Raw genomic sequence first — 22316 nt, forward strand, 5'->3', positions numbered from 1 at the left:
GCTAATGACCGGTAAAATTCGGCCTCTGGCGAAGCTACAGGTGCGCTCATAAGGGTTAAGACTTAGCCGGCTCAGAGCGAGGCGAGAGCACTTGTCCGAAGGCCTTGATTTTTCGCATCATTCTGCTCGAAAATGCTTGCCAGGTCACCAGATGGGACAAAGTCTTGAGTGTGCGGCGCGGCGGTCTCTCCTGCACCCAGCATCAGATAACCGTCGCCAGCCAAAGCACTAGCCAATCGCTGAAAAGCAAGGGTGCGTTTCTCTGTATCAAAATACAGCATAACATTGCGGCACAAAATGAGATCGAACTGTGCGCGTGAGGGCGGATTGGTGAGCAGGTTATGCTGTTCAAACCTTGCAAGCTTGCGCGCTTTGTTTTTCAGCTGCCAGCCGCCATTCGCTTCATCGAAATGACACAGCATTTCGGTAACGCCAAGCCCGCGCTGAACTTCAAACTGGCTGTACAGCCCTTGCCGCGCGGTGTTGATCGCCCTGTCCGAAATATCAGTCCCAAGGATTTCAATTTGCCAACCGGCCCAAAGATCGCGTTGCTCGTCGAATAGCATCGCAAGACTATACGCCTCTTGCCCAGTTGAGCAGCCAGCACACCAGATTGAGAGACGCCGCGCATGGCAGCGGCGTTTTCTAAGCTCAGGCAGCACCTTATGAGGGATCTGGTCAAAGGTTGGTTTGTCTCGAAAGAAATATGTCTCATTGTTGAGCAGAGCCTCAACAACCTCACCGGCTAAATCGCCCAAATGCGGGTGTTTGGACGGGGCATCAAGCAGACAGACCAGTTGATCTGTGTTGGTAATGCCGTGCTCGCGAAACACACCCGACAGTGCCGAAGAAAGCCGCCATTTACGGCTGTTGGTCAGCTGTTGACCGGTGCGCGCGGCCAGCAATTCGGCGATGATTTGATATGAGGCTTCGCTGACTTCCATAGGCGATCATCACGGGGTCAACCCCTCACGCCCCCTGGATCGGTTAGCCCGCTCATAATGGCTTTGCCAAGCTCCTGTGGCGCGGTGATTAGGCTTGCCAGTCCAGCCTTTGCGACCGCTCCAGGCATTCCCCAAACAGCACAGGTGTCTGCATTTTGGGCCCAAACGCATCCGCCAGCCTCGACCACCTCACTCGCGCCTTCATAACCATCACGTCCCATGCCCGACAAAATGATCGCAAGCACGCGGCCATCACAGGCTTTGGCGAGACTGCTGAGCATCGGATCGACCGATGGCAGGCATCCGCTGGACATAGGACCGGATGCTGTTTTCACGACCAATCGGTCAGCTATGCGCCGCACGGTCATGTGGCCGTGTCCGGTCGCAATTGCGATTTCGCCCTTGCGAATTTCGGTGCCGTCCTCGGCGATATGCGTTGGGCGGCCGCTTGCGATTTCGATTTGGCGAGCGAATACGGGGATGAAATTGCTTGGCAGATGCTGTGTGATCAGGATCGGCAGAGTGAATTGCGGTGTCAGCTCATGAAGCATCAGGTTCAGCGCGTGTATCCCTCCAGTGGAGGCGCCGATTGCGACAACGTCAGGTCTCAGGACCTTCAGATCGTGGCTCGCGGATTTTGCCTGCGCAGTTTCATCCGTTGCAATGGGCTCTTCAATTTTGGATCCAGCGCCGTTGGAGTCTGGTTTGGCGTCTGTGTCTAGCGAACCCAAAGCGCGGATTTTGCGCAGGAGCTGGCTTCGATATTCTTCGTTGAAACCGCCCGGTCTTGGCTTTTGAAGGGTGTCTGCGGCCCCTTTTGAGAGCGCTTCGACCGTAGCTTCTGCGCCGTCCAGCGTAAGCGATGAGACCACTAGAACCTGTGCGGCTGGCGCGGCTTTGAGGATTTGAGGGAGCGCTGCAAGCCCGCCCATGCCTGGCATTTCGAGGTCCAGCAAAACAACGTCTGCTGGTTCAATCTTGATTTGTGCAACGGCGCGTTCGCCGCTGCCGGCTGTTCCGGAGATCGTCATATGCGGATCGCCCTCGACCATGCGACGGAAAATGGTGCGCACTGTGAGGGAATCGTCCACGATCATAACCCGGACGGCAGGTCTCCTCGCCGATGATGCAGCCGGAGTTATAGGGGCTTTCGAACGGGCCTTCGCTGAGGCTGTCGCAAGGGGCTTCGCATGCCCCCGCCCGATAGGGGAGCGAATGGGCGAATTCATGCAAAACCCACAAGCTGGAGTTTGATTTGAAGCGTTTCGTGATCGAACGGCTTCATGACATACTCATCCGCTCCAGCGCTGATGGCCTCGCGGATGTGCGACACGTCATTCTCGGTCGTGCAGAACACCACCTTGGGTTTATTCCCGCCCGGGCGCTCGCGCAAATGCGTAATGAACTCAATGCCGGTCATCACCGGCATATTCCAATCCAAGAGGATGACGTCGGGCATGCCTGCATCGCAAGCATCCAACCCCAGTTTGCCATTTTCTGCCTCATCCACAGTGAAGCCCAGGGTTTCGAGAATATGCCTCGAAACTTTGCGGATCACTTTGGAATCATCAACAACAAGGCAGGTTTTCATTCTTCGTCCTCAGCTTCGTAGCTAAATGGAGATAGAAAGATAAGGTAAGGATAGCATTAAATTACTGCCCCAAAAGCTGCGTGGCCGGCAATCAAGGAATTGAGATCAAGCAGCAAGGCAGGCCCCCCTTTTGTTTCAACTAAACCTTTGGAAACACGCGACCATCGCTCTCCGAACCCACCAGGCACGTTGTCCGGTTCACTGACGGCACCGCAGATGTCTTCGATGGCATCGACCCTTAGAGCGTAGGAATCGCCATGGTGGCTGGTGACAATGGCGCGGTGGTCGATTGGATACTGTTGTGCATCAAACCCGATCGCTAAGCGGCAATCGATCACCGTAAGCGCCTGGCTGCGCATAGCGGTGAGACCTGCGATGTAATCAGGGGAGCGCGGAATGGGAGTGATCGGCCCGACTTCGATTACTGACTGAACATCAGGTGCCAGAAATGCGCAGCGGCGCCCTGCAATCAAGGCCATAACAAGAAGCGAGTTCATCGTGCACCTCCGCCTAAAGACCGGACTTGGCGCAATGCGTCGACAAGACCTTCACGGTCGTAACGATAAATGGTTGGAGAGCCATCTGTAGCCTCAGGCGCGTCGCGCAGACACACAACGGGTGCGGCAAATTTGATGTCTAAGGCCACTGCTGCTTCATAGTCCTTGTCAAACCAGATTGCGACATCCTCCTTAATCTCAGCGGACGAGACGATGTCATAGCCTGCGCTTGTCACCAAAGGCGCAAGGATCGTGCGGGACCATTCGCCTTCAGGAAGCCGGCACAAAGGTTTGTCGGAAAGCTCTGGAACCTCGCCAAAACGTGCGAACAATTCATGCCCATCAATTATGCTGATGGTGTTTGATCCTACCAGCGTAACGGCCTCAATCAGTGGTTCGTCAGTGACGGGATTTAAACTCTCGGTGAGCTCGGCTGCTTCTTCTACCTCGCGCACAGCGTGAAGCAATTGCCCCGAACCATCACTCAAACGCAGAAGGCGAAGTTTGTCTGACTGCAAAGGCTCGCCTGGAAGACCAATGAGAGGCAAAATCACCCCGTCGATCACAGCGCGCGGCTGTGCGCCGGTGCGATCTATTGCGCTTGTCATGATTGTCTCGATGCGCTGGACCAGCTCCAACCTCACGCCAAACCGGCGGCCAGTGAAGTCAGTAAAGAGCATTGCCCGGCCGACATTCTTGGCACCGACTTCTGCGGCGTCTTCTTCAGATTGCAGGATGCGGCTGTGAAGATCTGATGCAATGTTGCTTTCTGATGCGATGTTGGTCACGTCCAGGAGGAGGACCGGCTGACCATCATCAAGCAGGGTGGAGCCTGCGTATATCCCTGTCTTCATCACTGCGGGTGCAAGCGGTTTGACGACAATATCACCATGTGAGTGAATCCCGTCGACCGCGAGTGCGAACAAGTCGCCATTGGCCAGCCTCAGCATAACCATGGTGTATTCATCTTCTGCCAGTTCGCTATGCGGCAAGCCGATCGCTTCGCTCAAAAGAAGGCACGGCACGCGGTTGCCCCGGAATGTTACAAGCGCGGTTTCGCCAACACGGGTAAAATCGAGCGCTTTGGAAGAAGAGTGGATGATCTCTTCGATATAGCTTTGCGGGATCGCAAACCTCTGCCCGCTCGCATCAACGGTAAGCCCTGCGATGATGCTGAGTGTTAGTGGCAGTTGAAGCGTGAATTGAGTTCCAACCCCATCGGTTGATTTGACCGAGATCGCGCCGCCGACGCGTTCCAGATTTTGGCGCACGACATCGAGACCAACGCCTCTGCCAGAAATACTGCTGACCTGCTCTGCGGTCGAAAAACCGGGATGAAAGATCAATTGGAGAATGGCGTCGCGGCTCATGCCCGCGCGTTCCTCTCCCGATATCAGTCCTGTGGAAACCGCTTTTTGTGCGATCTTCTTTTCTGCAAGCCCGCGTCCATCATCGCTGACCACGATAGAGATCATATTGCCGGACTGGCGTGCGGTGATGGACAGAAAACCGATCTCTCTTTTGCCGAGGTTTAGGCGCTCAGAGGGTGTTTCAATCCCGTGATCAATCGAATTGCGGATAATGTGTGTAAGCGGATCGCGGATCATCTCGATCATCTCGCGGTCCAATTCGACATCGCCGCCCTCGACATCAATCATCACCTGTTTGCCAAGATCACGCGACAGATCGCGCACAAGCCTTGGAAAGACGCTGAATAAAGCTTCGATGCGCTGCATGCGCATCCGGGTGATCGCATCACGCACATCGCTGAGGATGGCTGTCAAACGCTCAAATGGGCCATCAATTGTGGGCTGAGTGCCTGCCTGACGCAGGCGGTGGGCAAGGTCATTGCGCGCCAACACCATATCGGAAACGCCGCTCATCACCCGGTCGAGCAGATCGACGGGAAGACGAATAGATCGTTGAACGGCTGCGCGATCGGGTTTGTTAAGCTGCGCCTGTGGCTCTTGGATTTGCCGTGTTCCAGCCTCTCCGGCTGAGTCCGCCTTTGTGGCGCTATTGTTGGTGGTGTCAGATGCTTTTTGAATGGGCCCGCTGCGGTCTTCCTCAAAGGCACCTGTTTCGGGTTCTTCGGCGGGTTCCAGCGCCGCGATCAGCTCTTCATCGCCGCCTTCAGGAAATTCCTCGCCCGCCTCAATGGCATCAACCATCGCCACGATCCGGTCGATAACAGCAAGCACAGCGGTGACGAGCTCGCTATCAGTTGTGCGTCTCCCAGCACGGCAATCAGCAAGCGCGTCCTCGGCGGCGTGACTTAGCTTTGCAAGGCGCGGAAAATCGAAGAAACCACAATTGCCTTTGACGGTGTGGACGAAGCGGAAAATGGTATCGAGACGCGCGCCATCGGCTGGATTGGCCTCCCAAGCGACAATCTCGCCTGAGCTGGCCTCCAGCATTTCGCGTGTTTCTGCGACGAAGTCCGCCAGCAGGTCGTCCATATGCGCGCGCCCCTATTACACCGCTGCGAAGGTAACACTTCACGTCGAATACAATTCATTGAGGCTTATGAACGGGGATGGTTAATGAATGGCTACTTTTGTGACTGGTTGTCACGCTAATGCGAGCGTTAGGAGGATTTCTTCTCAGCGTCGGGCGCTTTGTGAGAAAGCAGCCAATAGGCAAGGGCAGCGCCTGTTAGGCCGCCGAATATATTGGCAGCCAGTTCCGCAGCAAAGACAGCCGCACTGCCCCAACTTGCAAGCAGCACCCACGCAAAAGGCAGCATCACGAGGAACACACGCAAGGCCGATTGGGTAAGCGCATAAGAGGCTTTGCCGATAGCGTTCAATATTCCGTTTGCAACGATCAGCACGCCGAAACCCGCATAACCCCATGAGGCGATTTGAATGTAGAGGACGAACTGATCAATGATCTCTGGGTCCTTGGTAAAAAATTCCGCGAACCAAGTGGCCATCGGCACAAAGGCCGCTACGAGCACACAGCCCCAAACAAGGCAAAACGCAAAGGCATAGAGCGCCGCTTGCCGGGCTCTGCCATATTCGTGTGCGCCCCAGTTTTGCCCAACGATTGCACCGATCGACCCGGATAGGGCAAGCAATGGAACCGTTGCCAGACCTTGCAAACGCCCCGCTGCACCAAAGGCTGCGACGGCGGCTTCGCCTTGGGTCGCGATGACGGCGGTCAACACGGATAGACCAATAGGGTTGATTGAATTCGAGAAGGAGGCAGGGCCTGCGACCTTTAGGATCGACATCGCCGGTTCCGCCCAGCTTCCTTCGCGAATGAGGGATAGGTCCAAGGGCAAATCGGTCCGGCGCAGCAAGGTGAAGGCCATGATAACGCCGATGCCATAGCCGATGATGGAGGCATAAGCCGCGCCTGCGATCCCGTACCCCTCGAACCCAAGTGCACCGGTGATCAAAATCGGATCGAGAACCCAATTGGCCGCCGCATAGGTGAGCGAGACATAGCTCGTCTTTTTTGCCTCGCCTTGCCCGCGCAGCACGCCGTTAAAGCCCATGATCGCAAGAACCAGCGGGAAGCCGAGCGCAAAAGGCTTCATATATTCAAGGATAAGCCCGCGTAAGTGGGCAGGGGCGTTCATGAGCGTAAACAGCGGCTCTGACAGAGCGTAAAGCAGCGCGCCGATCAGGACCCCGATCACAACCGCAAAGACGAGCCCAAAGTTCGCTCTGCGCGCGCATCGCGGGCCGTCCCCCTCGCCAAGCGATCTTGCCACAACCGAGTTGATGCCCACCATCACGCCCACGCCTATCGAGGAAAGTGCGACGGTGACGGGGAAGATAAACGCAATCGCCGCGAGCGCTTCAGGCCCAAGCTGGCCGATGAAATACGCATCCACCAGTCCAATGGACATGATGGCTGTCACCCCGATGATTGCGGGCAGAGTCTGGCCGACCAAATGACCCGTAATGCTGCCTTTGGTCAGCTTTGCGGTCATGTTCGACGGTGGGGCTGAGGGGGATTTGCTCATTGGAGGGGCGGGCTTATCCCTCTGCACGCAATCGCGCAAAGCAATTCACCTTGTGACGGGTGAAAGCGGGCTTGGCCATCGGACCAGCGCTGCCTGCGACAGATGCTTGCCCGGAGGCCTCGATTAGTGCGATAAGGACGTCAAACAGTAACCTGACGAAGGGATCCACCCATGGCAACGCAATTGAAGCCGGATAGCAGTCTTGAAGGCAAAGTGAGCAAAGAAGAATGGCAAGCGCGCCTCGATCTGGCGGCGTGTTACCGGATCTTCGATCACCTTGGCTGGGGCGAATCCATCTACAACCACATCTCGCTGAAAGTGCCGGGCGAAGAGGGAACTTTCCTTATCAATCCGTTCGGCCTCCTCTATGATGAGGTGACCGCATCGAACCTCGTGAAGATCGACGTTGACGGCAACAATGTGGGTGGCTCGCCGTATATGGTGAATAAGGCGGGCTTTACGCAGCACGCGCATTTCCACAAGCATCTGGGCGGACGCGCTGATGCGATTTGCCATGTGCACACGACAGCGACGATGGCGGTATGCAGCCATAAAGAGGGCCTTCGCCCGATCAGTTTTTACGCCTGCAACTTTCAGGATCAGATCGGTTATCACGACTTCGAAGGCGTGACGGTTCGCGCGGAAGAAGGGGACCGCCTCGTACAGAACCTTGGCAATCACACTATCTTGATGCTGCGCAATCACGGCCCGGTTGTGATGGATGGCACCATTCAGGGCATGTTCCTCAAAATGTGGGCGCTTCAACGGGCCTGTGAAATTCAGATTGCGACCTTGTCACAAGGCGAGCCAACTGTGGTCCCCCAGGAGGTGATCGACGTCCATCAGCGTGACCTTGCTGTTATGTCGAGCCAAGGCGGTGCAGGTATGTTCGATTTCGAGGCATGGAAGCGCAAGGTCGACAAAATCGACGACAGCTGGCGTTCTTAGCATTGTGCGAAGCCGCCTGCTGGCACCCCAGAAACCTTGATGGTAAATCATGCCGAGGATGACGATTAATGAGCGTCCGGTTGAGTTTGATCTCGACCCGGATATGCCGCTTCTCTTTGCGCTTCGCGAAGCGGCGAACCTTACCGGCACCAAGAACGGTGCCGGGGGGCGACCTGCGAGTGCGGGGCATGCACTGTGCTGGTCGATGGGGCAGCGCTCAGGTCCTGCCGGATCACTTTGGCGGAAGCAGAAGGGCGCTTTATCACCACGATTGAGGGACTTTCGCGAGACCGCTCCCACCCGGTGCAACAAGCGATGGTGGCAGAGCAAGCGATCCAGTGCGGTTTTTGCACGCCGGGAATTGTGATGGCTGCGGCGGCGCTTATCGACCGTAATCCCCGGCCCACTCGCGCTGAAATCGAAGAGGCGATCCCCAATGATTGCCGTTGCGGGGTCTATCCCCGATTGGTGAGCGCGGTTGAGCGGGCAGGACGCATTGTGCAGCGCCTAGAGAGCATTAGCGCAGCGCCTGCGCCAGCAATTGACGCCGAGGACGCCGCGAAAACTGTGCCTGCGTTAAGAGTTACTCCAGGCTCAGAAAAAAACGCTTCCGAGCCCGGCACTTAGGCGTTTTTAGAACCGTCCCGTGACAGTGAACTGCGCGTTGAGCGGTGCGCCGACGGTGATGTTGTTGGCAGTGTGCGCGTTCGGGAAGTACTCTTCGTCGAACAGGTTTTCGATATTCACCTGCACACGCACACTGTCCGAAACGTCATAATAGGCCGATGCGTCGAACCGGATGAAGTCCGGCAGTGTCACATTGTTGCCATTGTCGGCAAAACTTTCATCCTGATAAGTGAAGCCGCCGCCAATGCCGAAACGCTCGGTGACCTGATAGGTCGACCAAAGGTGAAACGAGTGCTCTGGCAATTCGCGCAGACGAAGGCCATTTTCTTCACCTTGCGCGATCGCAACTCCGTTCAATACGGTGTCGCCGGTCGCAACCTGATCTCCTTCGAGATAGCTGTAGCCTGCCGAAAAGAACCAGCGTTCGGTGATGTTGCCTTGCAGGGTCGCTTCAAATCCGGTGACTTCTGAATCCACAACCACCAATTCGCCAGCGTTGGTATCAATGACCAACCCGGTAACAGGATCGACGCTCGGTGAAGCTTCCTGAGGTGAGCTTTGCTGGATTTCAAAGACTGCCGCGGTAAAGCTAAGGCTGTCGAGGAAATCCCATTTCAATCCGAGTTCGAGATTTTCGAAAGTGTTGGGATCGAGCGTTTCATCGTCCGGGGTGTTGGGGTCATCAGGCAGATTGGCAAACTGCTCACCGGAACGCGGCAAGAAGCTTTGCGAGAAACTGCCATAGATCGAAATGTTCTCTTGCGGTTTGAGGATCAGGCCCAAACGCGGTGAAAAATCGGAATCCCGGCGGGAAGTGATGTCCGCCGATCCGGTATCAATGAGGGTTTCGATATTGTCGACGGTGATGTCAAAGCTGTCATAGCGCCCGCCAATGACCAGGTTTAACCAGTCTGTGACCTCGATCTCATCCTGAATGTAGATTGAGAATACTTCGACATCGGCCTCGGTGTCGTCATTGAGGTCTGAAAATGTGTTGAGCGTGGCATTGCCAGACGCGTTGACACCCACGCCGTTGACGATGTTGATAGGGCGCTGAACTGTGAAGAACTCCACATCGTCCTGCGTTTGATCGAAGAAGGCATTGAAGCGGTCATTGTTGTTGACCGTGTCGATGTACTCTGCGCCGAAAAGGATTGTGTGGTTGATGCTGCCGGTTTCAAATTCGCCGACCAGATTGCCGTAAAGAATAAGGTTCTCGCGCTGGGTTGTGTCGATGTAACCATCCAGTCCAACCACATTGGCCTCTGGGTCAAAACTGACTGGGAACAGGTTTGAATAGACCTTGTCATAGTCACCGTAAGAGACCGTGAAATTGCCTTTCACGTTCTCCGAAAAACTATGCTGGACCATTGCACGCAAAACATGCGCTTCAAAATCGAGGAAATTGTCGTCTGGATCAGCAAAAGTGATGTCGTCGAGTTGGTCAGCCGGCACACCATTTTGTGATGGGATGCCGCGATCAATGAAGCGATCGTGATTGGCATACTCATAAGACAAATCAATGATCGTGTCCGGGCCAAGTTTGGCGCGGAATGTGGGGTTGAAACCGACACGTTGGCCATCGAAGAAATCGCGGTGGTTGTTAAGGTCTTCATACGCTGCATTGATTCGCAGCGCGCTGCTTTCACTGCTGGCGATATTGAGGTCAATTTGACCGGTGAACGCACCGAAGGTGTCGACCGAACCCACATAACCGACAAATTGTTCGCCAATCACGCCTTTTTTGGTCACGCGGTTCAGCACACCGCCGGTGCCGCCTCGGCCAAAGAGCAAGGCGTTGGGGCCGCGCAGGATTTCGACCTGCTCAAGATTATAGAGCCCGCGATAATATTGCACGTCATCGCGGACACCATCTATGAAGAAATCGGCTGTCGAACGCACACCGCGAAAAACCACCGCGTCACGGTGCCCTTCGCCCTGTGACTGGGTCACGCCCGGCGTGTAAAGCACGATATCTTCGATCGCATCAAAACCCCGGCTAATGATCTGCTCTTCTGTAGTGATCGAAAGGCTTTGCGGTATGTCGATAATCGGTGTCGGGGTCTTGACCGAGTTAACCGCAGAGGATTGGAGAATGTCACCCGTGACGAGGATATCATCTCCCTGTGTCTCCATGATTGGGCCGGGTGCTGCGATCAGGTCTGATCCTTGCTCTGGAGCGCTTTCAGCTTTGTTTTCGGCAGCGGCAGGAAATGCAATTGCTGCGCAAGTGACAAGAAGCGCTGCTTTGGCGAGGTGGTTGGTCAAAATATTCCCCTAAAATCGGTGTCCGGCAGCTTCGCTATTGAAAACCATTCGCATCTGCAAGCTCTTTCTTGCGAATTATTCGCATTGTCATAGAATGTGGTATTTCGGTCTCATCTGGGTTAGAGAAAGCAGCCAGAAGAACCTTCCGTTTGGACCTGACACGAGGATTTTTAAGGCATGAAAGCGACCATCTGGCACAATCCCAAGTGCGGCACTTCGCGCAAAACCCTCGCGATCCTTGAGGAAACCGACGGTGTTGAGGTGACGGTAGTTGAGTATCTGAAAGAGCCGCCAACGCGCGAGAAGCTCGCTCAACTCTATTCTGATGCCGGGATCACCCCCAGCGAGGGTCTGCGTATTCGCGGAACCGATGCGAAAGAGCGCGGTCTTACCGGGGCTGATGCGAATACGGTGTTGGAGGCGATGGCTGCTGACCCTATCCTGATCGAACGCCCAATCGTGGAGACAAAGAAAGGCGTTGCGATCTGCCGCCCTCAGGAAAAGGTTCAAGACCTTCTTTAGCGTTTAGTCGAACGCTTCGCGGTCCGTTGTCAGCACTTCGTCTGCAACCAAATAGCGTGAACCGACAAGCGCAACGCCGATGCACAGCGCGATGATTGAGCCAAACCCGATCCAGTCGCCGACTGAATAGAGCCAAACCCCAAGGCCCGGCGCGTAGATAAAGCTTGCCCCCGCAACGCTTGCTGTGATGCCGGAGGCTTGGCCTTGCTCAGCTTTGCTCACCGCAAGCGAGGTGCCTGCGGTTGTGCCGGGGCGAAACAGGCCAAAGCCAAGAGAGGCGGTCGCATAGCCTAACGAAAGACCAACCAGCGTCTCAGCCAATCCCAAGATGGCGGCGCCAACAGCAGCGACGATTAGGCCCGATATGGTCGCTGCGCGCGGTCCAATCTTGAAGCGGGGGATGATGCCCCACTGCGCTAGCAAGGTCGCGATTGCGCCAAACACCATGACTAGGCTCACAATCTTGGCACCCTCGGTGAAATCGCTGCGAAGCCCTAACCGGTCGAGCACAAGAAACCCGACGATGCCCATCACCATAGCTTGTGCATGTCCGCCAGCAAGCGAGGCGATGACCCAGTGGCGAAGGCGCGGCTCAAACCATTTTAGGCGTTTCTGCTCGCCAATTGGCAAGCCGGCTGATCCCGCGGCTACTTCGGCCGCCGCTTGTTCGTCGTCGTCTTCTTCTTCTTCCTCGATATCATCGGTATCGTTTGCGCCAGAATGGGGGTCGCTGAACGTTTTGCCGCGCGCTGCAAACTTGGGCTCATCATTGGGCAGCCGCAATCTCAAAAGGATAAGTGTCGCAACACCAATCAGGGCAAAACACCATGCGGGTCCGGTAAGTCCAATGCCAAAGAACGGGATGATCATCAGCGGGGCCAGAACGGGGCCCACCACCGTGCCAAGTCCAAAGCTTGAAGCGACAAGGGAGAGCGCCTTTGTGCGCTCAGATCGCGAGGTGCGCGAGGCTACATAAGCCTGGACAGCAGGCGGTGCAGCGCTGCCAAATCCGCCATAGGCGCTTCTGGCGAGGGCGAAGAGGAACAGCGTGGTAAGACCCGTTATCCAACCGGCGAAGCCCATCCACAATACAAGCCCGCATAGGCCCATGCTGGCGATAAAGCCGACCAGCCCCAGAGCCATCATCGCCTTGCGCCCGCGCTTATCAGAGCGCCTCGCCCAGATCGGAGCGCACGCGACCCACAATAGCGCTGACCATGAATAAGCAAGGCTCACCCATACATCGTTGATTTCTAGAGCGGTCCCGATGGATGGCATCACCGAGTGCATCGCAGTGTTGCCCGCCGCTGTCACGAGCATGACCGTGAACAAAAGAGCCATGCGCCCATTGGATATGGCGTTAGGGGCTGTCGCTATCTGAGGGTTAGCGGATGTTTGAGAGGGCTCGGGCTTGGACATTGTCAATCCCGCTAGGCCACTCGCCTCAATCGATCAATTGGTGATTGCTCTAGGCACGCTGAGCTTTGGCCCCGGTGCCTATCCAAATGTGTCTTCAATTGCCGCGACGCTGGGCCCTGTCAGTTGGCCGTGCATTGCAGCAGCGATAGCGCATAGCACGATGCCATAAACCATCCCGGTAATGCCGCTGGCTAGCCCCAAGATAAGGGCTGCGGCGGTGCCTGTTCCGGCAATCGCTGCGACAAGGCCAAAGACACTTGTAAAGATAAGGCTGGCAACAACCATGACAACGATGATGATTAGCCAAAAGCCGGTGATCGGCCACTGCTTGGGCTTTGTGATGGCGAAGCTCTTAGTCAGAGCGGTGATTGGGTTCAGCGTGCCTTCGAGCACCATTATTGGCAGCGACATCGAAACCCGCGCCCCGAGCCATGCGACAAAAATCAGCACTGGAATAAAGCCGATGGCGCCGATGAGTGTCGATCCAGCAAGCCCGCCGAGAAGCGAAAAGGGCAGGATAATTGCAATAGCGCCAAGCATATAGATAAGAAATGAAATCAACGCGATGACGAAGAGGCTGGGCACGGTCTTGATACCGGAACTGATCGCTTGCCCTACTGTGGGGCGGGCGTCACTCATGATGCCAATCATGGATGCATTGCCTGCAAACTGCATCACGATCGAGAAGAGACCGCCGAAAATCAGCGGCCCTGCAAAGCTCGCCATTTGCGCAGCTACGACTTCGGGATCAGCGGTTGGATCAACCAAGGTCTGCATATCGGGGATGAACATGTAGAGCGCGATGTTGGGGAGCAGCAGGAAAACCGCTGCGACAATCAACAAAAGCTGGAAATTTGCTTGGATCAGCTCAACCGCGCGCGACCAGCAAGAGTTCATGTCGAAATTCATCGGTGCCCCCTTAGCGCAGATTGCTGCGCATTGTTTCTTGATTTTGATCGACATTGCCTTCACCCGGGAAGGATGGCAAGCACCGCCCAACTTTTGCCCCAAGTCTTAAGCGCATCAAGCCTCGAGTGGCAGCGTGACAGCGCGCCCGTACCATATGTGTATGCGCTGGAGACGATGGGGGCGCGCAACAATGCGATTATTGCGGGCGATGCCCGGGAACAGGTGTGGCTGCTCGAGCACCCGCCTGTCTACACCGCTGGGACGAGCGCTGACCCCGCTGAGCTCACCGATCCGCGCTTTGATGTGGTCGAGACCGGGCGCGGCGGGCGCTATACCTATCACGGGCCGGGACAGCGCGTGGGCTATCTCATGCTTGATCTCAACAAACGCGGCAAGGATGTGCGCTGCTTTGTCCATGCGATTGAGGGCTGGGTGATCGACACGCTTTCCGATTTCGGCATTGAAGCGTGGCGGGCAGAGGGACGTGTTGGCATTTGGTGCAAAGATATCGACGGGCGCGAGGCGAAAATTGGCGCGATTGGCGTGCGAGTGAGGCGCTGGGTCACGATGCACGGGTTTTCGGTGAACCTTGATCCGGACCTGTCGCACTTTGACGGAATTGTGCCATGCGGCATCGACGAATTTGGCGTGACTAGCCTGGCGCGGCTCGGCAAAAAGGTCTCGGCGGATAAATGGGATGAGGCGTTGATGGCGCGCGCTGATGGATTTTTGGGTACGCTTGAGGCGGCCCGGTTAAGGGCATGTAGAAAATGACAAGGCTTTGGGTTCCATTGATTGCAGCGCTTGTTTTGACAGCTTGCGAGGAGGAGGCCTCTGAAGCGGTCTCGGCCGAATCCGGCGGCGAAGCTGCTGGTGAAATCCTTGGCGGCACGATCAGCGATGATATGATCCCGCTTGATCAGCTTACCTCGACCTCGCCCCCTGCACGGCCCGAACCCGGTGAGCAGGAAACAGCAGGCCCATCGATGCCTCAACCTCAATCTGAAGCAGAATCAGAGCCAGAACCAGAGCCAGTGTCAGAACCTCAAACGCAAGAGGCCGAGCCTTCCGATGAAAGCCCGGCCTCTGAATAGAATGCGTTTGGCTTAGGCCGCGTTTGCAGCCGCTGCCTCTTCTTCCATCGTCGGATAGTCGATGTAGCCTTCCGGAATTGGGAAATACCAGCTTTTGGGCACGTCCTTGTTCGGGTTGAACGGGGCGCCTGCTGCGATCCGTTTTTCGAGGTCTGGGTTGGAAATATACGGGCGGCCATAGCTCACCGCGTCGCAGCGTCCGCTCGACACATCGGCATCGCCTTCCTCGGCGGTGTAGTCCGAGTTGAGGATCAGCGCGCCGGAGTAGAGCCCGCGAATAAGCTTATCCTGCTTGGGCACATCGGTCTGACCAAAGGTGCCATTGGGCCCCGGTTGGCGAAGCTCGAGATAGGCGAGGCCAAGCTCTTCAATCACCTTGGTTGCCGCGCCAAAGATGCTGGCAGGATCGCTGTCATCTGCGCCTTGAGTCTCGCCATTGGGAGAGAGGCGAATGCCAACACGGTCCGCGCCCCATACATCGATAAGGCGCTCCAAAACCTCGCGCATAAAGCGGGTGCGGTTTTCAGGCGAGCCGCCGTATTCGTCTTTGCGCAGGTTGGTGCTGTCGCGCAAGAATTGGTCGACCAGATAGCCATTCGCGCCGTGCAGTTGGACGCTGTCAAACCCGGCCTTTTTCGCGTTTTCAGCGGCGCGCTGGTAATCGTCAAGAGTGCGATTGATATCATCATGAGTCATAGCGCGCGCAACATCATATTCTTGGCGGCCCACAGGGGTGTGTGCCTCGCCAGGAGCCTTGGTTTCGCTCGCAGAGAACGGACGTTCGCCGTTCAGGAAGTAAGAAGAAACGATCCGCCCCATATGCCACATCTGCAAGGAAATAAGCCCGCCTGCTTCATGCACGCCCTCAACAATAGGCTTCCACGCCTCGGTCTGCTCGTCAGACCAGATGCCGGGGGCAGAGGGCCAGCCGAGACCTTCAGTGCTGATGCCCGTAGCCTCGGTCAGGATCATCCCTGCGCCTGCACGCTGCTTGTAATAGGTGCCCATCATTTCATTGGGCACAAACATTGGATCAGCTGCTCTGCCGCGGGTCAGTGGGGCCATGAAAATGCGGTTCTTTGCCTCCAGAGCGCCCATTTTGAGCGGCTGGAATAGAGCGGGGTGATGCGTCTCTGGCATGTGCGGAACTCCTTAGGGTCAGTTTCATTTGGCTATTCACTTGGAGATGATCGGGCTAGTGCGCAAGGATGGAAGATGCAAAAGCACCCGCTAATGGGCCAAGCGAAAGCTCGGATACTTTGCGATCAGCCATGCTTTTTAGCGCACTTTTGCTGGGCAATGTGGCGCTCGCCATGGGACCGTGGTTGGTGCGCCTTGCCGATACGGGCGAGGTAAGCTCGGCCTTCTGGCGTTTGTTTTTGGCGCTCCCGTTTCTGGTGCTGTTCGCACGAATGGCGGGGCAGCCCATGCGCGGCCTTCCCAAAAAGACCCTGATCGTGGTGGCGATTGGCTCCATCGCTTTTGCAAGCGACCTTGCCAGCTGGCACATCGGGATCGAGATGACGCGGTTGGGCAATGCGACGCTGTTCGGCAATGGCGGCTCGATCATCCTCTTGTTCTGGGGCTTTATCGTCGCCCGCATGATGCCGCGCGGGTTTGAGTGGCTCGCGATCATCTGTGCGCTGGGCGGGGCAGGGATATTGCTGGGGCGCTCTCTGGAGATTTCTGCTGAGACGTTCGTCGGCGACCTGTTCTGCATTTTGGCAGGGCTTCTTTACGCGGTGTACCTCCTCACCTTGCAAAAGGAGCGCGCGCAATATGGTTCATGGAGCCTGCTTGTCTGGGTGAGCATTTTCGCCTGTCCCTATTTGCTTGGCATAGCGCTGATGCTGGGAGAGCCGGTGTGGCCGACCGATTGGACGCCGATTATCGTGCTGTTTGTGACCAGCCAGCTCGTGGGCCAAGGTCTGATGGTCTATTCGCTAGGCCACTTCCCGCCGTTGATTATAGGCCTGACCCTTCTGACCCAGCCGGCGATTGCTGCGGTGATTGGGTATTTTGCGTTTGACGAAGTGCTGAGCGCGTTGGACGTGGCGGGGATGCTTCTTTTGGGGTCAGCGCTAGTGGTGGCGCGGGTTGCACAGGGGCGGTCCTAGCCTGCCTGTTCTAACCGTCATGCTGAACTCGTTTCAGCATCCATCTCGCAGACCTGCGCTGATTTCAAAAATGGATCCTGAAACAAGTTCAGGATGACGAATTGGGGGTGAAACCTAAAGTGGCAATGGACGTTCGGGGAGAGCGGAGAGCGGAGAGCGGTGAGTGGGCACTCCTCCATCTTGAGAAAATGCTCTCGCGTCAGCCTGTTCCTCTCATTTGATGTGAAAACCAAACGAGAACCGAGCTGGATCAAAGCCCCACGCCAACCCATGGCGGGTCCAGTGTATTGGCCAGCATAGTAGTGCTCATGAATCTGCCAGATGAAGAAGTAGTCTTCTATCTGTGTTGCTTCGTCAGATTGAAGTTTCTCTGCGTCGCCCTCTGAGACGCAGGTGATGCCCGTTACGGAAAGTGCGCCTTTCTCAACCGCATTTCGGACATGAAGCGCTGCTCCAACACAAAGGAAAAACCCCGCCAGTGTAGGAAGGGCAACCAGCCAGCTCAGAAGTTTCCAAAGCCCTCCCATGCGCCTGAGGCTTAGGGTTGGAACGCTGAACCTAGCGTGAGGAGCGCGAGTTCACCCTGTGAACTTCACAAAGCCCAAATCGCCCTGACCCACGGTTCCGCTGGCCATCTCGAGCATCCGATCAAGGCTCTTCTTCGCCTCCAAGCGCAGCTCCTCGTCCATCTCGATCCGCGGCTCTAGGTCGCGTAGAGCCGTGTACATCTTCTCCATCGTGTTCAGCGCCATGTAGGGGCAGATGTTGCAGTTGCAGTTGCCGTCGGCACCGGGCGCGCCGATGAAGGTTTTTTCAGGGAGAGCCTTTTCCATCTGGTGCATAATGTGCGGTTCGGTCGCGACGATCAGAGTGTCACCTTCGAAGCTTTGCGCGAATTTCAGAATGCCGCTGGTTGAGCCGACGTAATCGGCGTGGTCGACAATCGCTGGCGGGCATTCGGGGTGCGCAGCCACAGGCGCGCCGGGGTGTTGTTCTTTGAGCTTTAGAAGCTCGGTTTCGGAAAACGCCTCGTGCACGACGCAAACGCCCGGCCACAGCAGCATTTCGCGATTGAAGTTGCGAGAGAGCCAACCGCCCAAGTGACGGTCTGGGCCAAAGATGATCTTTTGATCTTCCGGGATTTGCGCAAGGATCGTCTCGGCGCTGGAGCTGGTGACGATAATGTCCGAGAGCGCTTTCACTTCGGTCGAGCAATTGATGTAGGTGAGCGCGATATGATCAGGGTTTGCCTCTCGGAAAGCCTTAAACTTCTCCGGCGGGCAGCTGTCTTCCAATGAGCAGCCCGCGTCCATATCGGGCAGGATCACGGTCTTTTCAGGGCTGAGGATCTTGGCGGTTTCGGCCATGAATTTGACCCCGCAGAACAGGATTACGTCCGCATCCGTCTCTGCCGCTTTGCGCGACAGCTCAAGACTATCGCCCACGAAATCGGCAATGTCCTGAATATCGGGCGTCTGGTAATAGTGCGCGAGGATCACCGCGTTGCGCTCTTCCTTAAGGCGCTTGATCTCCGCGTGGAGTTCTTCCCCGCTTGGCACTTTGGTCTCGAAACTCATGGATGCATCCCTGCTAACTTTGTTGCGCTCGATATAGGCATGATTGCGCCGTTTTGCGAGAGTTCAGTTTGCGAATGACTCTCGCGCACAGTGTGTTAGCTTTGCAGGCAGTGAGAGAGGGAAAACACGATGTACGAGCTTGATCTCAAGGAGGCTTATTGCCCGGCGCAGGCTGACACTGAGTATAAAGAGCGCACGATCGAAGGCGTGCTTCGCGAGCAAGTAGAGGCGCGGCCTGACGCGCTGGCCTTGCGTGAGCTTTTGCCCGACGGGAGCGCAGGGCGCGATTGGACCTATGCTGAGCTTTTGGCGGATAGCGAGCGGGCGGCGCGCGCGCTGGCATCGCGCCATCCGAAAGGCACGCGCATTGCGGTGATGGGCGGCAATTGCCCTGAGTGGGTGATCTTACAGATGGGCGCGGCGATGGCGGGGTTGGTGATCGTCACCGTCAACCCCAGCTTTATCGCGCGCGAGGTGCGTTATGTGCTCGAACAATCTGGTTCGGGCGCGGTGTATTATCAGCCCAATGTGCGCGGCTCTGCGCTGCGTCCCGTGGTGGATGAGGCGGCGGCCGGTCTCGCGGCGTCTGAATATGTGCTCGATATGACCGATCATGGTGAGCTGTTCGCGGGCGAGAATGACGGCGAACTGCGCGGGTCGCAGCCGCGCGATATTGTGATGATCCAATACACATCGGGCACCACGGGTTTTCCCAAGGGCGTGTTGCTGCATCAACATGGCCTCGTCCAATCGAACCGGGATATTTTTGAGCGGTGGAACATCGGTGTGGGCGACAAAGTGACCTGTCCTTTCCCGCTGTTCCACACGGCGGGCAGTGCGGTGTGCGTGCTGGGCACTTTCGCGCGCGGCGGTACATTGATGCTGGTCTCGCTGTTCGATCCGGTGGCGGTGGCCAAAGCGATTGAGCGCGAGAAACCAGAAGTGCTGGGCGGCGTTGCAACCATGCTCTTTGCCATCATAGAGGCGGCCAAAGCGACCGGCACCGATGTGTCGAGCGTGAAGACCGTGCTGTCAGGCGGGGCGATGGTGGCGCCAGAACTCAACCGGGAAGCGCAGAAGGTGTTCGGCGTGCCGATCCTGATTGTGTACGGCCAGACAGAGACCAGCCCAGCGATCACGGGCGCATGGCCAACGGACACGGGCGCGGAGTTGATGGAGACCATCGGCCAGCCGTGCAGCCATATGGAAGTCTCCATCCGCAATCCTGCCGACAACACGGTATGCGCCGTCGATGAGCAGGGCGAGATTTGCATGCGCGGCTTCAATATGATGGCGGGCTATAACGACAATCCAGGGGCCACAGCGGAGACCATCGACGAGGACGGTTGGCTGCATACAGGCGACTTGGGAAGTATTTCGGCCCGCGGTTATGTGAAGATTACAGGCCGCGTCAAAGAGATGATCATCAGAGGCGGTGAAAACCTCTTTCCCGCCGAAATCGAGGCCGCGATGATCGAGCACCCTGCGATTGCTGAGGTCGCCGTAGCCGGCGTGCCTGACGAAAAGTGGGGCGAGATTGTGGTGTGCTTTATGCGCCTGGCGGACGGTGCGCAGCGACCTACGGACGATAATCTCAAGGCCTTTGTACGCGAGCGTTTATCTCCGCAAAAGACCCCGGCGCATTGGGTTTGGATGACCGAGTTCTCGCTGACGGGTTCGGGCAAAATCCAGAAGTTCCAACTGGCTGAGGATTTTGCGAAAGTACTCGGTACATCAGCTTAGTTTTAGAGAAACGCGATGAAAATTCTGAAAGTGTTAAGCGGCACCATCCTCGGACTTGTGGTTCTTGGCGCGTGCGGCTTCTTTGTCCTTGGGCTCATGTCGCAAGGGGGAACTGCACCCGGCCTCGTTGATGGCCGTCTTTCGCCGTGCCCAGACTCGCCCAATTGCGTAAGCAGCGAGGAGGACACCCGCGCCGATGCCGCAACGCAGTCTTTCTCGCTCGCTGAGTGGGAGAAATTGCCTGCAGCTCTTGCAGCGCAGGGCGGGAGCGTGACAAACACCAGCGACAACTACATCTCTGCCGAGTTCAAATCTGCCGTCTTCGGCTTTGTCGATGATGCCGAATTCAGGCGCGGTGAGGCGAAGGTGCATGTGCGCTCTGCAAGCCGAGTGGGTTACTCCGATGCAGGAGCCAATGCGGCGCGGGTGGCTGCGCTGCGCACGGCTTTGGGCGAATAATCTATCTCAGTTCTCGTTTGTGAAACGCACTTCAATCCGCGCATCATCAAAGCCAGCAACTCCCAGCGGGACGGCAAGGTTCTGGCGCACTGCCTCGCGAGCGGCACTACGGGCAAGCGCCAGGACTTCTGGGTTCTTGGCAAACTCACTCGCCCGGCGCTCTGCCTGCTCGGAATTGTTTGAAGCGAGCTCTCGGGCCGCATCGCGTGTGACCCATACGCCTTCGGTGAAAATGCGCGCCTTGGCCTCGTCAAGGTTGGGCCGCGATGTTTGCAATTGGGGCAGAGTGACGCGCAGGGTCTGAGCCACTTCGTCCCATGCGAACGCACCTGCATCCATACCAGAGAGATCGAGCCGGTATTCGACACTTGCCGGGATGATCGCGGCCTGGCGTGTTTCGAGAAGGTCGACATTGACGCCCGCTACGCTGCGCGTGTTGACGCTTTCGGCCACCACTTCGAAGCGGCTTGAGAAGACTACGAGCGAATTTTGCTTCTCAAAGGCTAGCATGGCGCTCGCCACTGGATCGCCTTCCTCTTGATAGACGTAGGCGCGCCAGCCGAGGAAAAGCGTCGCGAGGAAGAGCACGACGGCGATCAGCGCGAGTGTCTTCTCCCCGCGCAAAGACAGCCTGCCGCCATCGGCTAGGACAGGCGGTGCCAAGGGTGCTGTTTCGGCGGCAATCGGATCGGCGGTTCTCAGATTGTCTGCCATTGCCCTGCTTTCTCGGTTACGAGCCCGCGCTTCTCAAGGTCGAGAAGGTGCGCAGTGACGCTCATCTCAGCGGCTCCGATAAGCCGCTCGTCCAGACCCTTGTACATATCGGGTATGAACTCGGCCACGGGCCGTGCGCGTTCACTTATCAGGCGCAGGATCTGGTTCTCGCGTTGGCGGCGGTGACCGATCATGCCGCGTACCAGTTGCTGCGGCTTGGTGATCGCGGCGCCGTGGGCTGAGTGGTAGACTTTGTCCTCTCGTGCCATAAGCTTCTCAAGGCTCGCCATATAATCGCCCATGTCCCCGTCGGGCGGGATGACGACGCTGGTGGACCAGCCCATGACGTGGTCGCCGGTGAAGAGTGAACCGCTTTCTTCTAATGCAAAACACAGGTGGTTGGAGGTGTGGCCCGGCGTCGCAACGGCTGTCAGGGTCCAGCCGGTCCCGCGCATTTGTTCGCCGTCTTCGAGGACACGGGTTGGTTCATAGGTCGGGTCGAACGCCTCGTCTGAGCGCGGGCCATCCACTTTGAGCACCAAGGGTGCACAGCCAACGATGGGCGCGCCGGTCTGCTGTGCCAAGGGCGCGGCGGCGGGCGAATGGTCGCGGTGGGTGTGGGTGCACATGATCGCGCTGATGGTGCGTTTTCCGACAGCCGCCAAAATCGCCTCGATATGCGGCGTTTCATTGGGCCCTGGATCAATCACCGCGCAATCTGGGCCGCTGGGGTCTCCCACCACATAAGTCTGCGTGCCGGTGTAAGTGTAGGGCGATGGATTGGGCGCAAGGACGCGCATCACAAGCGGTTCGACCGGATCAGCAAGACCTGTCGGCCAGGGCTTTGGGGGTATCTTTGCCATAGCGCTTTCATATGCCGTCATGGACGGTCTGTGTCGAGGGCAGGCCCA

General features: G+C 57.0%; 21 protein-coding genes and 1 pseudogene. 8 read left to right on the forward strand and 14 right to left on the reverse strand.

All coding sequences use genetic code 11. The annotated features are described in order from the left end of the window. Positions 1-71: 71 nt before the first annotated feature. The 6 genes from AC0V60_RS01135 to AC0V60_RS01160 form a co-directional block, all read right to left on the reverse strand. Positions 72-944 carry a CheR family methyltransferase gene (locus AC0V60_RS01135; RefSeq protein WP_486176725.1) on the reverse strand — a complete coding sequence of 291 codons (873 nt, stop codon included), beginning with the start codon at positions 942-944 and terminating at the stop codon, positions 72-74. A gap of 17 nt (positions 945-961) precedes the next feature. Further along, positions 962-2041, reverse strand: a complete 1080-nt coding sequence (gene cheB / locus AC0V60_RS01140; RefSeq protein ID WP_486176726.1) for a chemotaxis-specific protein-glutamate methyltransferase CheB — start codon at positions 2039-2041, stop codon at positions 962-964. A 128-nt stretch (positions 2042-2169) separates the two neighbouring features. Next, positions 2170-2535 (reverse strand): response regulator, encoded by a 366-nt coding sequence (locus AC0V60_RS01145; RefSeq protein ID WP_486176727.1) that lies wholly within the window; start codon positions 2533-2535, stop codon positions 2170-2172. Positions 2536-2591: 56 nt separating this feature from the next. Further along, positions 2592-3032, reverse strand: coding sequence for a chemotaxis protein CheW (locus AC0V60_RS01150; RefSeq protein ID WP_486176728.1), 441 nt, complete (start codon positions 3030-3032; stop codon positions 2592-2594). Next, a complete protein-coding gene (locus tag AC0V60_RS01155) occupies positions 3029-5491 on the reverse strand; it encodes a chemotaxis protein CheA (protein ID WP_486176729.1) in 2463 nt (820 codons plus the stop codon). The genes AC0V60_RS01150 and AC0V60_RS01155 overlap by 4 nt, the downstream gene beginning before the upstream one ends. Positions 5492-5619: 128 nt before the next feature. Then, positions 5620-7008 carry an MATE family efflux transporter gene (locus AC0V60_RS01160; protein WP_486176730.1) on the reverse strand — a complete coding sequence of 463 codons (1389 nt, stop codon included), beginning with the start codon at positions 7006-7008 and terminating at the stop codon, positions 5620-5622. 171 nt (positions 7009-7179) lie between these two features. Between AC0V60_RS01160 and AC0V60_RS01165 the strand changes: the two genes are divergently transcribed. Both AC0V60_RS01165 and AC0V60_RS01170 read left to right on the forward strand, forming a co-directional pair. Then, positions 7180-7956 carry a class II aldolase/adducin family protein gene (locus AC0V60_RS01165; RefSeq protein ID WP_486176731.1) on the forward strand — a complete coding sequence of 259 codons (777 nt, stop codon included), beginning with the start codon at positions 7180-7182 and terminating at the stop codon, positions 7954-7956. A 49-nt stretch (positions 7957-8005) separates the two neighbouring features. Next, positions 8006-8583, forward strand: a pseudogene (locus AC0V60_RS01170) ((2Fe-2S)-binding protein). A 6-nt stretch (positions 8584-8589) separates the two neighbouring features. Here the strand turns inward: AC0V60_RS01170 and AC0V60_RS01175 are convergent. Next, positions 8590-10851, reverse strand: coding sequence for a TonB-dependent receptor (locus AC0V60_RS01175; protein ID WP_486176732.1), 2262 nt, complete (start codon positions 10849-10851; stop codon positions 8590-8592). 177 nt (positions 10852-11028) lie between these two features. On the opposite strand from AC0V60_RS01175, the gene arsC reads away from it, so the two are divergent. Further along, positions 11029-11373, forward strand: a complete 345-nt coding sequence (gene arsC, locus AC0V60_RS01180) for an arsenate reductase (glutaredoxin) (RefSeq protein WP_486176733.1) — start codon at positions 11029-11031, stop codon at positions 11371-11373. Positions 11374-11376: 3 nt separating this feature from the next. Here the strand turns inward: arsC and AC0V60_RS01185 are convergent, their stop codons facing one another. Then, positions 11377-12714, reverse strand: coding sequence for an MFS transporter (locus tag AC0V60_RS01185; RefSeq protein WP_486176734.1), 1338 nt, complete (start codon positions 12712-12714; stop codon positions 11377-11379). 156 nt (positions 12715-12870) lie between these two features. Beyond that, positions 12871-13701, reverse strand: a complete 831-nt coding sequence (locus AC0V60_RS01190; RefSeq protein WP_486176735.1) for a hypothetical protein — start codon at positions 13699-13701, stop codon at positions 12871-12873. 72 nt (positions 13702-13773) lie between these two features. On the opposite strand from AC0V60_RS01190, the gene lipB reads away from it, so the two are divergent. Next, the gene (lipB, locus tag AC0V60_RS01195; protein WP_486176736.1) at positions 13774-14475 is read left to right on the forward strand and encodes a lipoyl(octanoyl) transferase LipB; all 702 of its coding nucleotides are present in this window, start codon (positions 13774-13776) and stop codon (positions 14473-14475) included. Then, positions 14472-14795 (forward strand): hypothetical protein, encoded by a 324-nt coding sequence (locus AC0V60_RS01200; RefSeq protein ID WP_486176737.1) that lies wholly within the window; start codon positions 14472-14474, stop codon positions 14793-14795. Before lipB ends, AC0V60_RS01200 begins: the two co-directional genes overlap by 4 nt. A 12-nt stretch (positions 14796-14807) precedes the next feature. Here the strand turns inward: AC0V60_RS01200 and AC0V60_RS01205 are convergent, their stop codons facing one another. Then, positions 14808-15935: an alkene reductase gene (locus AC0V60_RS01205; protein ID WP_486176738.1), complete on the reverse strand. Its 1128-nt coding sequence runs from the start codon at positions 15933-15935 to the stop codon at positions 14808-14810. Positions 15936-16066: 131 nt separating this feature from the next. On the opposite strand from AC0V60_RS01205, the gene AC0V60_RS01210 reads away from it, so the two are divergent. Next, a complete protein-coding gene (locus tag AC0V60_RS01210; protein ID WP_486176739.1) occupies positions 16067-16912 on the forward strand; it encodes a DMT family transporter in 846 nt (281 codons plus the stop codon). 17 nt (positions 16913-16929) lie between these two features. Here AC0V60_RS01210 and AC0V60_RS01215 read toward each other — a convergent pair whose 3' ends face one another. Together AC0V60_RS01215 and nadA are read right to left on the reverse strand one after the other, a co-directional pair. Then, complete coding sequence (locus AC0V60_RS01215) at positions 16930-17439, reverse strand: hypothetical protein (protein ID WP_486176740.1); 510 nt, start codon at positions 17437-17439, stop codon at positions 16930-16932. Between the two features lie 51 nt (positions 17440-17490). Beyond that, positions 17491-18489 (reverse strand): quinolinate synthase NadA, encoded by a 999-nt coding sequence (nadA, locus tag AC0V60_RS01220; RefSeq protein ID WP_486176741.1) that lies wholly within the window; start codon positions 18487-18489, stop codon positions 17491-17493. A gap of 129 nt (positions 18490-18618) precedes the next feature. On the opposite strand from nadA, the gene AC0V60_RS01225 reads away from it, so the two are divergent. Together AC0V60_RS01225 and AC0V60_RS01230 are read left to right on the forward strand one after the other, a co-directional pair. Then, positions 18619-20232, forward strand: coding sequence for a class I adenylate-forming enzyme family protein (locus AC0V60_RS01225; RefSeq protein WP_486176742.1), 1614 nt, complete (start codon positions 18619-18621; stop codon positions 20230-20232). Positions 20233-20247: 15 nt separating this feature from the next. Then, the gene (locus AC0V60_RS01230; RefSeq protein WP_486176743.1) at positions 20248-20691 is read left to right on the forward strand and encodes a DUF1499 domain-containing protein; all 444 of its coding nucleotides are present in this window, start codon (positions 20248-20250) and stop codon (positions 20689-20691) included. Positions 20692-20697: 6 nt separating this feature from the next. Here the strand turns inward: AC0V60_RS01230 and AC0V60_RS01235 are convergent, their stop codons facing one another. Together AC0V60_RS01235 and AC0V60_RS01240 are read right to left on the reverse strand one after the other, a co-directional pair. Beyond that, complete coding sequence (locus tag AC0V60_RS01235) at positions 20698-21405, reverse strand: DUF4230 domain-containing protein (protein ID WP_486176744.1); 708 nt, start codon at positions 21403-21405, stop codon at positions 20698-20700. Then, the gene (locus tag AC0V60_RS01240; RefSeq protein WP_486176745.1) at positions 21390-22268 is read right to left on the reverse strand and encodes an MBL fold metallo-hydrolase; all 879 of its coding nucleotides are present in this window, start codon (positions 22266-22268) and stop codon (positions 21390-21392) included. Before AC0V60_RS01240 ends, AC0V60_RS01235 begins: the two co-directional genes overlap by 16 nt. Positions 22269-22316 lie beyond the last annotated feature (48 nt).

Source organism: Erythrobacter sp. S259 (genome assembly GCF_057364965.1).